The sequence below is a fragment of the Enterobacter sp. UPMP2061 genome, assembly GCF_053709615.1.
Genome location: NZ_JBSKJP010000012.1, coordinates 91,657 through 106,078 on the forward strand (window position 1 = coordinate 91,657; position 14,422 = coordinate 106,078).

Below are 14,422 nucleotides of genomic sequence, written 5' to 3' on the forward strand. Positions count from 1 at the left end.
GGAAAGGCCCGAATCGCAATATCGGGCCATAGGATTTTCAGCCAGCCTGCTGCTCTTCTCCGGAATTGACTTCGACAACCTCAACCTTGCTGGATTTGAGGTGATTTTGCAGCGCCGGGCCGGGCAGCTCATCGGTGAACAGCGCCGTCGCCTGCGCCACGTTGCCGATTTCAACCGCCGCGGAGGCGTGGTATTTCGTATGATCGGCCGCCAGTAAAATGTGACGGGAGTGAGCGATCATGGTTTTCACCACGCTGGCTTCGTTAACGTCAAATTCCATCATCGCGCCGTCGTGCTCTATCGCCCCGACGCTGGTGACCAGGTAATCTGCGCGAAATCCTGACACGAACGCTGTTGCCGCAGGACCGATAATGCCGCCGTTATGCGGGCGCAGCGTACCGCCGGGCACCATCACCTCAAAGCGCGGATTCTTATAAAGAATGTGCGCCACCCGCAGGCTGTTAGTGATGATGCGCAGATGATTATGGTTAAGCAGTGCCCGGGCAACGTGCTCCACGGTCGTCCCGATGGTGATAAAAATGGTCGAACCGTCGGGAATATAGTCCGCAATCGCTTCGGCAATCGCCCGTTTCTCTTCGGTAAGCGAGACTTCACGCTGTTCGAACGCCGTGTTGACCACGCTGGATGCCCTGCCCGCGCCGCCGTGATGACGGGTGATCAGCCCCTGCTCGCTGAGCTTACGGATATCCCGGCGCACGGTTTGCGTGGAGACATCCAGCAGCTGCGCCAGTTCATCAATGTTCATATAGCCGCGATCGGCAATCAGCGTCAGCAGCTGATCGTGACGCGGGTTGCCGGTCAGTTCGGTAAGGCTCATGGGCTGTCCTCTGAAAACCATCACGCCCCGCATTTTATACAAAAAGTGACAAAAAAGAGCGGGTTTGATCACAGTCGGGTATACCCGCGCGCCCGCCGGGCTTTGTACATTTCAGTGCTGCGACGGCGCTGGCAAAACGCACGGCGTCCGCGGCGGGTAATTTCTGCCCCAGGCTGACCGCCAGCGCACCGTGGAACACGTCGCCCGCCCCGGTGGTATCAATGACGTTCACTTCAAAACCAGGCTGATGACATAGCGTGTCGTTTTCCAGCCAGAAACAGCCGTCTCGCCCCTGCGTAACATACACATGTCCATTTGTGAGCGTTTGTGCTTTCTTCAGCGCGTTTTCGGTTTCATCCAGCTGCGTTAACCGCCGCAGTCCTGGCGCGGAGAAGGCCGCGTGGTCGCTTAAGGCAATCAGATCCGCGATGTCCTGCGGGGTGACATCCGCATCCAGCAGCGTCGGTACGCCCTGCTGGCGGGCCAGGGTAAATGCCTGTTTTGCCCCGTCATGCCAGCGCACGTCGGCTAAGACAATGTCCCACTGAGAGAAGTCGATTTCATGCAGCCAGTCTGCCGCCGCAGGGAGATCGGGGCTGGGGTAGTTGGCAATCACTCTTTCCCCACCTGCGTCCACCAGCACCGCCGATTGCGACGATCGGGCTCCCTTAACTATGCGCGTATAGCGGGTGTTCACCCCCAGGGATTCCAGCTCCGCAAGCAGTCGTCTGCCGGTATCGTCGTCCCCCACCCGGCCAATAAAATCCACTTCCGCGCCCAGTTTTGCGGCTGCCACTGCCGCCGTTGCCGCCGGGCCGCCGCCCACTTCCGTATAGTCTTTTGCGACATATTTCCCACCTTCTTTCGGTAAATCATCGAGATACCAGATGCGATCCAGCACGGTAATGCCGACACAAACGATGCGAGTCATGGTGATTCCTTCTGCGATTTCTGATGCCTTCATTTTAATTTCACCAAATGTTTAAAAAGTGACCCGTGTCAATTTTTTGACTATAAATTACAAATACGATCAAAAACAGACACCACAAACGCGCAAAAATTGACACGATGTGACAGGAGAGAGGCATGTCAGCAATCGCATTTATCGGTTTAGGGCAGATGGGCGCGCCAATGGCGAAGAATCTGTTGAAGCAAGGTCATCAGCTTAACGTCTTTGACGTGAACCCGCAGGCGGTTCAGGCGCTCGTAGAGAGCGGTGCCCGGGCGGCGGCTACGCCCGCACAGGCAGCAACGGATGCCGAATTCGTGATCACTATGCTGCCAAACGGCGACCTGGTGCGCAGCGTGCTGTTCGGCAAGCACGGCGTGTGCGAAGGGTTATCCCGCGACGCGCTGGTGATTGATATGTCCACCATTCACCCGCTGCAAACCGACGCGCTGATCCGCGACATGGCTGAGCAAGGCTTCAGCCTGATGGACGTGCCCGTCGGACGCACCTCTGATCATGCCATCGCCGGTACGCTGCTCCTGCTGGCGGGCGGTACGGCGCAGCAGGTTGAGCGCGCCACCCCCGTCTTAATGGCGATGGGCAATGAACTGATTAACGCTGGCGGGCCGGGCATGGGCATCCGCGTGAAGCTCATCAATAACTACATGAGCATCGCCCTGAACGCCCTTTCCGCCGAGGCCGCCGTACTGTGCGAAGCGCTTGGCCTCTCCTTTGACGTGGCGCTCAAGGTGATGAGCGGCACGCCGGCGGGTAAAGGCCACTTCACGACATCCTGGCCGAACAAGGTGCTGAAAGGTGATCTTTCACCCGCCTTCATGATCGACCTTGCGCATAAGGATCTGGGGATCGCCCTCGACGTGGCCAACCAGCTCCACGTTCCGATGCCACTGGGCGCGGCGTCCCGCGAAGTATACAACCAGGCACGCGCCGCCGGGCGCGGGCGCGAAGACTGGACGGCCATTCTTGAACAGGTTCGCGCATCTGCCGGGCTGAAAAAAACACACTGATACGAAAGGACTGAGGAATGACGATGTACACCCTGAAAGATATCACCCGACCTTCCGGCGGTTTTGCGATGCTGGCCGTGGATCAGCGCGAAGCGATGCGCCTGATGTTTGCTGCCGCAGGCGCGCCGGTGCCGGTAACCGACCAGCACCTGACGGATTTCAAGGTCAATGCGGCGAAAATTCTGTCGCCGTACGCCTCTGCGATCCTCGTCGACCAGCAGTTCTGCTACCGCCAGATTGTCGAGCAGCAAGCCGTAGCCAAAAGCTGCGCAATGATTGTGGCGGCCGACGAGTTTATCCCGGGGAACGGCATTCCGGTCGACAGCGTGGTGATCGACAAGAACGTCGACGCGCAGGCGGTCAAACGCGATGGCGGTAAGGCGCTGAAGCTGCTGGTGCTGTGGCGCAGCGATGAAGATCCGCAGCAGCGCCTGGAAATGGTGAAAGCGTTCAATACGCTGTGCCACGACAACGGGCTGCTGAGCATTATCGAGCCGGTGGTGCGTCCCCCGCGCCGCGCCGCCGCGTTTGACCGCGAGCAGGCGATCATCGATGCGGCCAAAGAGCTGGGCGACAGCGGCGCCGACCTCTACAAAGTGGAAATGCCACTGTTTGGTAAGGGCACACAGCACGAGCTACTGACGGCCTCGCAGAAGCTGAACGAGAACATCGCCATGCCGTGGGTGATCCTCTCCTCCGGCGTGGACGATAAGTTATTCCCGCGTGCCGTAAGCGTCGCCATGCAGGCGGGGGCATCGGGCTTTTTAGCCGGTCGCGCCGTCTGGTCATCGGTGATTGGCCTGCCGGACACCGAGATGATGCTGCGTGATATTTCCGTGCCAAAACTTCAGCGTCTGGGTGAGATCGTCGACGAAATGATGGCTCGCCGTTAAGAAAGGACCCGAACATGAAATGGTTTAACACCCTGAGCCATAACCGCTGGCTCGAACAAGAGACCGACCGCATTCTCGATTTCGGTAAAAACGCCGCCGTAGCAACCGGCTTTGGCTGGCTGGGCAATAACGGGCAGGTGCGCAGCGATATGGGCACCCATCTGTGGATCACCGCCCGCATGCTGCACGTGTACGCGGTGGCGGCGAACATGGGCCGTCCCGGCGCGTATGCCCTGGTTGAGCACGGCATCAATGCCCTGAACGGCCCGCTGCGCGACAAACAGCACGGCGGCTGGTACGCCTGCGTAAACGATGAAGGCGTGATTGATGCGTCCAAGCAGGGCTATCAGCACTTCTTCGTCCTGCTGGGCGCGGCGAGCGCCGTCACCACCGGCCACCCCGAGGCACGCAAGCTGCTGGACGATGCCATCGAGGTGATTGAGCGCTACTTCTGGAGCGAACAGGAGCAGATGTGCCTGGAGTCCTGGGACGAAGCCTTCAGCAAGACGGAAGATTACCGCGGCGGTAACGCCAATATGCACGCCGTGGAAGCCTTCCTCATCGTCTATGACGTGACCCACGACCGGAAATGGCTCGACCGCGCCCTGCGCATCGCCTCGGTGATTATTCACGACGTGGCGCGCAAAGGGGAGTACCGCGTTAACGAGCATTTCGACACCAGCTGGAACCCGATCCGCGATTACAACATCGATAACCCTGCCCACCGCTTCCGCGCCTACGGCGGCACGCCGGGGCACTGGATCGAGTGGGGCCGCCTGATGCTGCACTTGCGCGCCGCGCTGGAAGCCCGCTTTGAAACCCCGCCGGAGTGGCTGCTGGAAGATGCGAAAGGCCTGTTTCACGCCACTATTCGCGACGCCTGGGCACCCGACGGGGCGGACGGCTTTGTCTACTCCGTGGGCTGGGACGGCAAGCCTATCGTGCGCGAACGCGTGCGCTGGCCAATCGTCGAGGCGATGGGCACGGCTTACGCGCTCTACACCGTCACTGGCGAGGCGCAGTACGAAGCCTGGTATCAGAAATGGTGGGATTACTGCATCAAGTACCTGATGGATTACGAAAACGGTTCATGGTGGCAGGAGCTGGACACCAATAACGAAGTGACCACCAAAGTCTGGGACGGCAAGCAGGATATTTACCACCTGCTGCACTGCCTGGTGATCCCCCGCCTGCCGCTGGCGCCGGGCTTAGCCCCTGCCGTAGCCGCCGGATTACTGGATAGCCTGGCCAAATAATAAAGACGGAGTTTTTATGCGTACCCTACACAATATTGACCTGAAAAATAACGAAAGTGGTTTCACCCTGCGCTGGCAGGACCGTCTGATTTTATCCCACTCTGCGGATGCCCCTTGCCTGTGGATCGGCGCAGGCGAGGCGGATATCGAGATGTTTCGTGGCAACTTCAGCATCAAAGACAAGCTCAACGAAAAGATTGCCCTGACGAACGCGACCGTTACGCAGCAAAGCACGGGCTGGGCAATCCGCTTTACCCGCGGCGACGCGGTGAGCGCGACGCTGCTGGTGGGCATGGATGCGGAGGGCCGTCTGGAGCTGAAGCTGAAAAATGACGCCGCCAGCCATAACCGCATCTGGCTGCGGCTGGCAGCTCAGCCTGACGATCATATCTACGGCTGCGGCGAGCAGTTCTCGTATTTCGATTTGCGCGGTAAACCGTTCCCGCTGTGGACCAGCGAGCAGGGCGTGGGCCGCAACAAGCAGACCTACGTCACCTGGCAGGCCGACTGCAAAGAGAACGCGGGCGGCGATTACTACTGGACCTTCTTCCCACAGCCTACCTTCGTGAGCACCCAGAAGTACTACTGCCACGTGGATAACAGCTGCTACATGAACTTTGACTTCAGCGCGCCGGACTTCCACGAGCTGGCGTTCTGGGAAGATAACGCCACGCTGCGCTTCGAATGCGCAGGAACCTACGTCGATCTGCTGGAAAAACTGACCGGCCTGCTGGGGCGTCAGCCTGAACTGCCGGACTGGGTTTACGATGGCGTGACGCTGGGTATTCAGGGCGGCACCGAGGTGTGTCAGCAGAAGCTCGACGCCATGCGCAAGGGCGGCGTGAAGGTGAACGGCATCTGGGCGCAGGACTGGTCCGGCATCCGCATGACCTCGTTCGGCAAACGCGTAATGTGGAACTGGAAGTGGAACAGCGCGCTCTATCCGCAGCTTGATGAGCGGATTGCGCAGTGGAAAGAGGAAGGCGTGCAGTTCCTCTCCTATATCAACCCTTACGTCGCCAGCGATAAAGATCTCTGCGAAGAGGCGGCACAGCGCGGCTATCTGACCAAAAACGCCGACGGCGAGGATTACCACGTTGAGTTTGGCGAGTTCTACGCGGGCGTTATCGACCTGACCAACCCAGAAGCCTACCGCTGGTACAAAGAGGTGATCAAAAAGAACCTGATCGAACTGGGCTGCGGCGGCTGGATGGCCGATTTCGGGGAATATCTGCCGACCGATACCTTCCTGCACAACGGCGTGAGCGCGGAGATCATGCATAACGCCTGGCCTGCCCTGTGGGCGAAATGTAACTACGAAGCGCTGGAGGAGACCGGCAAGCTCGGGGAGATCCTGTTCTTCATGCGCGCGGGCTACACCGGCAGCCAGAAGCACTCTGTGATGATGTGGGCGGGGGATCAGAACGTCGACTGGAGCCTGGACGATGGTCTGGCGTCCGTCGTACCGGCGGCGCTGTCGCTGGCGATGACCGGGCACGGGCTGCACCACAGCGACATTGGCGGCTATACGACCCTCTTCGAGATGAAGCGCAGCAAAGAGCTGCTGCTGCGCTGGTGCGACTTCAGCGCCTTTACGCCGATGATGCGTACCCACGAGGGCAACCGCCCTGGCGATAACTGGCAGTTCGATGGCGACGCGGAAACTATCGCCCACTTCGCGCGCATGACCACCGTCTTCACCACTCTGAAGCCGTACATCAAAGCTGCGGTAGCGCAGAACGCGAAGAGCGGCCTGCCGGTGATGCGCCCGCTGTTCCTGCACTACGAGGACGACGCGCGCGCCTACACGCTGAAATACCAGTACCTGTTTGGCCGCGATCTGCTGGTGGCGCCGGTTCATGAAGAGGGACACCGCGACTGGTCGCTCTATCTGCCGCAGGACACCTGGGTCAATGCGTGGACCGGGGAAACCTGCCAGGGCGGTGACATCACCGTTGATGCCCCGCTCGGCAAACCGCCGGTCTTCTATCGCCAGCACAGCGAATGGGCAGATCTGTTTAGCACCTTACGTCATATCTGATAAGGCTCGCCCGCGGGGAAACCTGCGGGCAGACGGAGAACAATAATGAGTCAACATACTTCCGATCCGGCAACCCTGCGCCTGCCGTTTAAAGAAAAACTCGCCTACGGGATGGGCGATCTCGGCTCTAACATCCTGCTTGATATCGGCACGCTGTATCTGCTGAAGTTCTACACCGACGTCCTGGGGCTGCCTGGCACCTACGGCGGGATTATCTTCCTGATTGCGAAGTTTTTTACCGCCTTCACCGACATGGGCACCGGGATTATGCTCGATTCCCGGCGCAAGATCGGCCCGAAAGGGAAATTCCGCCCGTTCGTGCTGTATGCAGCCTTCCCGGTAACGTTGCTGGCGATTGCCAACTTCGTCGGCACACCGTTTGAAATTACCGGTAAAACGGTGATGGCGACGGTGCTGTTCATGCTGTACGGCCTGTTCTTCAGCATGATGAACTGCTCCTACGGCGCGATGGTGCCCGCCATTACCAAAAACCCGGACGAGCGTGCTTCGCTGGCCGCCTGGCGCCAGGGCGGCGCCACGCTGGGTCTGCTGCTCTGTACGGTGGGCTTTGTCCCGGTGATGAACCTGATTGAGGGCAACGACCAGCTTGGCTACATCTTTGCCGCCACCCTCTTCTCGCTGTTCGGGTTGTTCTTTATGTGGTGGTGCTATAAGGGCGTAACCGAGCGTTACGTCGAGACGCAGCCTGCTAACCCGGCGCAGAAACCGGGGCTGTTGCAGTCGTTTCGCGCCATCGCCGGGAACCGTCCGCTGTTTATCCTGTGCATCGCTAACCTGTGCACGCTGGGCGCCTTTAACGTTAAGCTCGCCATTCAGGTCTACTACACGCAGTACGTACTGAACGACCCGATCCTGCTGTCGTACATGGGCTTCTTCAGCATGGGCTGTATTTTTATCGGCGTCTTTATGATGCCCGGCGCGGTGCGGCGCTTCGGTAAGAAAAAGGTCTACATCAGCGGGCTGATGATTTGGGTGGCGGGCGATCTGCTTAACTACTTCTTCGGCGGCGGCTCGGTGAGCTTCGTGGCGTTCTCCTGCCTGGCGTTCTTCGGCTCCGCGTTCGTGAACAGCCTGAACTGGGCGCTGGTGTCCGATACCGTGGAATACGGCGAGTGGCGCACCGGCGTACGCTCCGAGGGGACGGTCTACACCGGCTTTACCTTCTTCCGTAAGGTCTCGCAGGCGCTGGCGGGCTTCTTCCCGGGGATCATGCTCACGCAGATCGGCTATGTGCCCAACGTGGTGCAATCCGCCGGCACGGTTGAAGGGCTACGGCAGCTGATATTTATCTATCCGAGTCTGCTGGCAGTCATCACCATCGTGGCGATGGGCTGCTTCTATAACCTTAACGAGAAGATGTATGTGCGCATCGTGGAAGAAATTGAGCTGCGCAAACGTACGGCATAAATGACGTGATTGAGCGCCCTGCGGGGCGCTTTGAGGATCGACCATGACACATAATACTGATCCGTTAACCCTGAAATTGAGCCTGCGAGAGAAGTGCGCCTACGGGATGGGTGATTTTGGCTCGAACCTGATGCTGTGTATTGGCACGCTGTATCTGCTGAAGTTTTACACGGACGAGCTGGGCATGCCCGCGTTCTACGGCGGCATCATTTTTCTGGTCGCCAAGTTCTTTACCGCGTTTACCGACATGCTGACCGGGGTGCTGCTGGACTCCCGGCGTAATATCGGCGCGCGGGGCAAATTCCGGCCATTCATTCTCTACGCCTCCGTTCCGGTGGCGCTGGTGGCCACGGCGCAGTTTATGGCCAACGACTTTAGCCTGACGGTGAAAACGGCCCTCGCCACCGTGCTCTTCATGATGTTTGGCCTCTGCTACAGCCTGATGAACTGCGCCTACGGTGCAATGGTTCCGGCCATCACCAAAAACCCGAACGAGCGCGCGCAGCTTGCGGCGTGGCGTCAGGGCGGCGCAACGGTAGGACTGTTGCTCTGTACTGTCGGCTTTATGCCGATTCAGGCGCTGTTCGTCAGCCAGCCCTCACTCGGCTATCTGGTGGCCGCGCTGGTGTTCGTCACCGGGGGACTGTTCTGCATGTGGTGGTGCTACAGCGGGGTGAAAGAGCGCTACGTCGAGCTTACGCCCGATCACCATAAACCCGGCATTCTGAAATCGTTCTGCGCGATTTTCCGCAATCCGCCGCTGCTGGTGCTGTGCATCGCCAACCTGTGTACCCTCGCCGCGTTTAACATCAAGCTGGCGATTCAGGTCTATTACACCCAGTACGTGCTGAACGATCTGCATCTCCTGTCATGGATGGGCTTTTTCAGCATGGGTTGCATTCTGATTGGCGTGTTTCTGGTGCCTGGCGCGGTGAAGCGCTTTGGCAAGAAGCCGGTCTATCTGGGCGGGCTGACGCTGTGGGCGGTGGGCGACGTGCTGAACTTCGTCTGGGGAACCAGTTCCCTGCTGTTCGTGCTCTTTTCCTGCATGGCCTTTTTCGGCACCGCGTTTGTGAACAGCCTGAACTGGGCGCTGGTGCCGGATACGGTTGATTACGGCGAGTGGAAAACCGGGATCCGCGCCGAAGGGTCGGTGTATACCGGCTATACCTTCTCGCGCAAAATCTCCGCCGCGCTCGCCGGTTTCCTGCCCGGGATTATGCTGACCCAGATTGGCTACGTTCCCCATGCCGTGCAGAGCGCGGGCACGCTGCTTGGGTTGCGTCAGCTTATTTTCCTCTGGCCGTGCGGCCTGGCGATCGTTGCCGCCGTGACCATGGGGCTGTTTTATAAACTCAACGAAGCGCGCTTCGCCTTTATTATCGAGGAGATTGGAAAACGGAAAAAACAGACAGCAAATACCCCTGAGATAACCACCAACAATAAAGCGTCAGCAGTCACTTTATAACAATAAATCCGGCCAGTATGTCCTTCCTGTTTATCAGGAGGGAGGCCTTTCTGTACCTGATACATGGACAAATTATGAAAAGAATCATCACCGTACTGATCGTGTCGTCTGTGTCCTGCCCGGTTTTTGCCGGGGCCTATGTCGAAACGCGCGAAGCCTACAACACCGCCTCTGAGCTGCACGAAGTGATCCTGCGTGCGGGCTATAACTTCGATATGGGCGCGGGACTGATGTTCACCAACGCTTATAACGTGGGGAAATGGGACGAACTGAAGCACAGCTATAACGAAATTGAGGGGTGGTATCCACTCTTCAAACCGACCGACAAACTGACCTTCCAGCCCGGCGGCTTGATTAATGACAGCAGCGCAGGATCAGGTGGCGCGGTTTATTTAGATACTAACTATAAATTTACGGACTGGTTTAATCTGACGTTCCGCTATCGCTATAACCATAACAATTACGATACGCCGGACTATAACGGGCAGATGGATAAGAACGACACACATGAATTTGCCAACTACTGGAATTTCAAAGTGACGGATGCGTTTTTCTACACCTTTGAGCCGCACTTTTTCCAGCGGGTGAATGATTACCACAGCAAAAATGGCAAAGACCATCACTGGGAAATTACCAATAAATTCAGCTATAAGATCGACAGAAACTGGCTGCCGTATCTTGAGCTACAGTGGCTGGACCGATGGAATGATTACAACCGCGAGCAGTACCGGATCCGTTTAGGGTTGCGGTATTCGTTCTAATAAAAAAAGCCGCTGATCGCTCAGCGGCTTTTTCGTTGCCGGGTGGCGCATGCGCTTACCCGGCCTACGGCATAACCGAATTACTCTTCTTTCGCACCGCGCATTGCACGTTTACGATCGTTCTCGGTCAGGTGACGTTTACGGATACGAATTGACTGAGGCGTCACTTCGACCAGTTCGTCATCATCGATGAATTCCAGAGCCTGCTCCAGCGTCATCTTGATCGGTGGAACCAGAACCGTTGCTTCGTCAGTACCGGACGCACGCATGTTGGTCAGTTTCTTACCGGTCAGGCAGTTTACCGTCAGGTCGTTAGAACGGCTGTGAATACCGATGATCTGGCCTTCGTAAACTTCAGCACCGTGACCCAGGAACAGCTTACCGCGATCCTGCAAACCGAACAGCGCAAACGCAACCGCTTTACCCTGACCGTTGGAGATCAGCACGCCGTTGTTACGCTGGCCCACTTCGCCCGGACGAACGTCGTCGTAGTGGCTGAAGGTGGAGTACAGCAGACCGGTACCGGAAGTCATGGTCATGAACTCAGAACGGAAGCCGATCAGGCCACGGCTTGGGATCACGTAGTCGAGACGTACGCGGCCTTTGCCATCTGGATTCATGTTTTTCAGGTCGCCTTTACGCTCACCCAGTGCCTGCATCACAGAACCCTGGTGCTGTTCTTCAACGTCCAGCGTTACGTTTTCGAATGGCTCTTGTTTACGGCCATCGATTTCGCGGAAGATAACTTTCGGACGGGAAACCGCCATCTCGAAACCTTCACGACGCATGTTCTCAATCAGAACAGACAGGTGCAGCTCACCACGACCCGAAACGCGGAATGCATCAGCGTCTTCGGTTTCTTCAACGCGCAGCGCAACGTTGTGCACCAGCTCTTTGTTCAGGCGGTCAAGGATCTGACGAGAGGTAACAAACTTACCCTCTTTACCACAGAACGGAGAGGTGTTGACGTTGAAGAACATGGATACGGTTGGTTCATCAACGGACAGGGCTGGCAGCGCTTCGACGTTCTGCGGATCGCAGATGGTGTCGGAGATGTTCAGTTCACCCAGACCGGTGATGGCGATGATGTCGCCCGCTTCAGCGATGTCGCTCTCGATACGCTCAAGACCCAGGTGAGTCAGAACTTTACCGACTTTACCGTTACGGGTTTTGCCTTCGCTATCGATGATAGTGACCTGCTGGTTAGGCTTCACTTTACCGCGCTTGATACGACCAATGCCGATTACGCCAACATAGTTGTTGTAGTCGAGCTGGGAGATCTGCATTTGCAGGGTGCCTTCCAGGTCAACGTTTGGCGCAGGAACGCGGTCAACAATCGTCTGGTACAGCGGAGTCATGTCTTCCGCCATGTCTTCGTGATCCAGACCGGCGATACCGTTCAGCGCAGACGCATAAACGATAGGGAAGTCCAGCTGTTCGTCGGTCGCGTCGAGGTTAACGAACAGGTCGAAGACCTGGTCAACAACCCAGTCAGGACGCGCGCCAGGACGGTCAACCTTGTTGATCACAACGATAGGTTTCAGGCCGTGGGCAAATGCTTTTTTGGTCACGAAGCGCGTTTGCGGCATAGGGCCATCAAATGCGTCAACCACCAGCAGCACGGAATCCACCATGGACATCACGCGCTCAACTTCACCACCGAAGTCGGCGTGCCCTGGGGTATCAACGATGTTGATACGGTAGTCATTCCATTTGATAGCGGTGTTTTTGGCGAGGATGGTAATCCCACGCTCTTTCTCCAAATCGTTGGAGTCCATCACACGCTCTTGAGTTTCGGCACGAGCATCAAACGTACCGGACTGCTGTAGCAGCTTATCAACCAGGGTAGTTTTACCATGGTCGACGTGCGCGATGATGGCGATATTACGCAATTTTTCGATCACAACTTTGCCTCAGGCATTTAGAAATAGCGCGTTATTGTACACGGATTAATCGCACTACAAAACAGGATCACAAACATCCCCCGCAAACAAGTATTGCAGAGATGCTTTGTGATCGCTTTCACGGAGCGGTAAAAGGGCACTTTAACGTAAATTGCACCAATATGGTGCTCGATGTTCACACAGAAGCACTATAATGGTGCAAAAAATCCAATGTGGTGCAGCCCTTCTGCACTATGGTGCGCATGATAACGCCTTTTTGGGGTGTTTTAAAAGTTGGCACAGATTTCGCTTTACAGAAATACAGTAAAAATATGGCAGCCCAGCCGATTTGAAGACCTCGTTACCACGACGACAATGACCAATCTGGAGAGTTAAGTATGTCCGCTGAACACGTTTTGACGATGCTGAACGAACATGAAGTGAAGTTTGTTGATCTGCGCTTCACCGATACCAAAGGTAAAGAACAGCACGTCACGATCCCTGCTCATCAGGTGAACGCCGAATTCTTTGAAGAAGGCAAAATGTTTGACGGCTCCTCCATTGGCGGCTGGAAAGGCATTAACGAATCCGACATGGTTCTGATGCCAGATGCAACCACTGCGCTCATTGACCCGTTCTACGAAGAACCTACGCTGATCATCCGCTGCGATATCCTGGAACCTGGCACGCTGCAAGGCTATGACCGTGACCCACGCTCCATCGCAAAACGCGCTGAAGAGTACCTGCGTTCTACCGGCATCGCAGACACCGTTCTGTTCGGGCCAGAGCCAGAGTTCTTCCTGTTCGACGACATCCGTTTTGGTGCTTCCATTTCTGGTTCCCACGTCGCTATCGATGACATCGAAGGCGCATGGAACTCTTCCACCAAATACGAAGGTGGTAACAAAGGTCACCGTCCGGGCGTGAAAGGCGGTTACTTCCCGGTTCCTCCGGTCGATTCTTCACAGGACATCCGTTCTACCATGTGTCTGATCATGGAAGAGATGGGCCTGGTTGTTGAAGCGCACCACCACGAAGTGGCAACGGCTGGCCAGAACGAAATCGCTACCCGCTTCAACACCATGACCAAGAAAGCGGATGAGATTCAGATCTACAAATACGTTGTGCATAACGTTGCGCACCGTTTCGGTAAAACCGCGACCTTCATGCCAAAACCCATGTTCGGCGACAACGGTTCCGGCATGCACTGCCACATGTCCCTGTCCAAGAACGGCACCAACCTGTTCTCTGGCGACAAATACGCGGGTCTGTCTGAGCAGGCGCTGCACTACATCGGCGGTGTTATCAAACACGCTAAAGCGATCAACGCCCTGGCGAACCCGACCACCAACTCCTACAAGCGTCTGGTCCCAGGCTACGAGGCACCGGTGATGCTGGCGTACTCTGCCCGTAACCGTTCTGCTTCTATCCGTATCCCGGTGGTGGCGTCTCCGAAAGCGCGTCGTATCGAAGTGCGCTTCCCGGACCCGGCGGCTAACCCATACCTGTGCTTCGCAGCACTGCTGATGGCCGGTCTGGACGGTATCAAGAACAAGATCCACCCGGGCGAAGCCATGGACAAAAACCTGTACGACCTGCCGCCAGAAGAAGCGAAAGAGATCCCACAGGTTGCCGGCTCTCTGGAAGAAGCCCTGCAAGCGCTGGACGCAGACCGTGAGTTCCTGACCGCTGGCGGCGTGTTCACCGATGAAGCGATCGACGCTTACATCGCGCTGCGTACCGAAGAAAACGACCGCGTTCGCATGACGCCGCACCCGGTTGAGTTCGAACTGTACTACAGCGTTTAATTGATTTGTTTTACCCGGCGCATACGCGTCGGGAGTAGTTGCCGTGGAAACTTTAGCCCATCTTCGGAT

The 14,422-nt window shown here is 57.0% G+C and carries 11 protein-coding genes; 8 read left to right on the plus strand and 3 right to left on the minus strand.

Annotated features, from left to right (window positions below; genetic code table 11):
* Positions 1–37: 37 nt before the first annotated feature.
* Both ACWKXX_RS18915 and ACWKXX_RS18920 read right to left on the minus strand, forming a co-directional pair.
* The gene (locus ACWKXX_RS18915; protein WP_003861944.1) at positions 38–838 is read right to left on the minus strand and encodes a DeoR/GlpR family DNA-binding transcription regulator; all 801 of its coding nucleotides are present in this window, start codon (positions 836–838) and stop codon (positions 38–40) included.
* A gap of 34 nt (positions 839–872) precedes the next feature.
* Complete coding sequence (locus tag ACWKXX_RS18920; protein WP_023304652.1) at positions 873–1,769, minus strand: sugar kinase; 897 nt, start codon at positions 1,767–1,769, stop codon at positions 873–875.
* Between the two features lie 155 nt (positions 1,770–1,924).
* On the opposite strand from ACWKXX_RS18920, the gene yihU reads away from it, so the two are divergent.
* The 7 genes from yihU to ompL all read left to right on the plus strand — a co-directional run bounded on the left by yihU (position 1,925) and on the right by ompL (position 10,662).
* Positions 1,925–2,815, plus strand: a complete 891-nt coding sequence (gene yihU / locus ACWKXX_RS18925) for a sulfolactaldehyde 3-reductase (protein ID WP_045338743.1) — start codon at positions 1,925–1,927, stop codon at positions 2,813–2,815.
* A gap of 17 nt (positions 2,816–2,832) precedes the next feature.
* Entirely contained in the window at positions 2,833–3,708 is an 876-nt protein-coding gene (gene yihT, locus ACWKXX_RS18930; RefSeq protein WP_045911390.1) for a sulfofructosephosphate aldolase, read from the plus strand.
* Positions 3,709–3,722: 14 nt separating this feature from the next.
* Positions 3,723–4,964: a sulfoquinovose isomerase gene (gene yihS / locus ACWKXX_RS18935; RefSeq protein WP_045327144.1), complete on the plus strand. Its 1,242-nt coding sequence runs from the start codon at positions 3,723–3,725 to the stop codon at positions 4,962–4,964.
* A 16-nt stretch (positions 4,965–4,980) separates the two neighbouring features.
* Positions 4,981–7,005 carry an alpha-glucosidase gene (locus tag ACWKXX_RS18940; RefSeq protein WP_261665876.1) on the plus strand — a complete coding sequence of 675 codons (2,025 nt, stop codon included), beginning with the start codon at positions 4,981–4,983 and terminating at the stop codon, positions 7,003–7,005.
* 45 nt (positions 7,006–7,050) lie between these two features.
* A complete protein-coding gene (locus tag ACWKXX_RS18945; RefSeq protein ID WP_003861932.1) occupies positions 7,051–8,433 on the plus strand; it encodes an MFS transporter in 1,383 nt (460 codons plus the stop codon).
* A 43-nt stretch (positions 8,434–8,476) separates the two neighbouring features.
* Entirely contained in the window at positions 8,477–9,901 is a 1,425-nt protein-coding gene (locus ACWKXX_RS18950) for an MFS transporter (RefSeq protein WP_017382668.1), read from the plus strand.
* 74 nt (positions 9,902–9,975) lie between these two features.
* Positions 9,976–10,662 carry a porin OmpL gene (gene ompL / locus ACWKXX_RS18955; RefSeq protein ID WP_003861929.1) on the plus strand — a complete coding sequence of 229 codons (687 nt, stop codon included), beginning with the start codon at positions 9,976–9,978 and terminating at the stop codon, positions 10,660–10,662.
* 80 nt (positions 10,663–10,742) lie between these two features.
* Here ompL and typA read toward each other — a convergent pair whose 3' ends face one another.
* On the minus strand, positions 10,743–12,566 hold the full coding sequence (gene typA / locus ACWKXX_RS18960; RefSeq protein WP_006808726.1) for a ribosome-dependent GTPase TypA: 1,824 nt from the start codon (positions 12,564–12,566) through the stop codon (positions 10,743–10,745).
* A gap of 377 nt (positions 12,567–12,943) precedes the next feature.
* Between typA and glnA the strand changes: the two genes are divergently transcribed.
* Complete coding sequence (gene glnA / locus ACWKXX_RS18965; RefSeq protein ID WP_003861925.1) at positions 12,944–14,353, plus strand: glutamate--ammonia ligase; 1,410 nt, start codon at positions 12,944–12,946, stop codon at positions 14,351–14,353.
* The last annotated feature ends 69 nt before the right edge of the window (positions 14,354–14,422 follow it).

Bases quoted from the DNA above. Each gene is read 5' to 3' on its own strand.
- ACWKXX_RS18915 (WP_003861944.1), bottom strand. From the start codon at position 838: ATGAGCCTTACCGAACTGACCGGCAACCCGCGTCACGATCAGCTGCTG.
- ACWKXX_RS18920 (WP_023304652.1), bottom strand. From the start codon at position 1,769: ATGACTCGCATCGTTTGTGTCGGCATTACCGTGCTGGATCGCATCTGG.
- yihU (WP_045338743.1), top strand. From the start codon at position 1,925: ATGTCAGCAATCGCATTTATCGGTTTAGGGCAGATGGGCGCGCCAATG.
- yihT (WP_045911390.1), top strand. From the start codon at position 2,833: ATGACGATGTACACCCTGAAAGATATCACCCGACCTTCCGGCGGTTTT.
- yihS (WP_045327144.1), top strand. From the start codon at position 3,723: ATGAAATGGTTTAACACCCTGAGCCATAACCGCTGGCTCGAACAAGAG.
- ACWKXX_RS18940 (WP_261665876.1), top strand. From the start codon at position 4,981: ATGCGTACCCTACACAATATTGACCTGAAAAATAACGAAAGTGGTTTC.
- ACWKXX_RS18945 (WP_003861932.1), top strand. From the start codon at position 7,051: ATGAGTCAACATACTTCCGATCCGGCAACCCTGCGCCTGCCGTTTAAA.
- ACWKXX_RS18950 (WP_017382668.1), top strand. From the start codon at position 8,477: ATGACACATAATACTGATCCGTTAACCCTGAAATTGAGCCTGCGAGAG.
- ompL (WP_003861929.1), top strand. From the start codon at position 9,976: ATGAAAAGAATCATCACCGTACTGATCGTGTCGTCTGTGTCCTGCCCG.
- glnA (WP_003861925.1), top strand. From the start codon at position 12,944: ATGTCCGCTGAACACGTTTTGACGATGCTGAACGAACATGAAGTGAAG.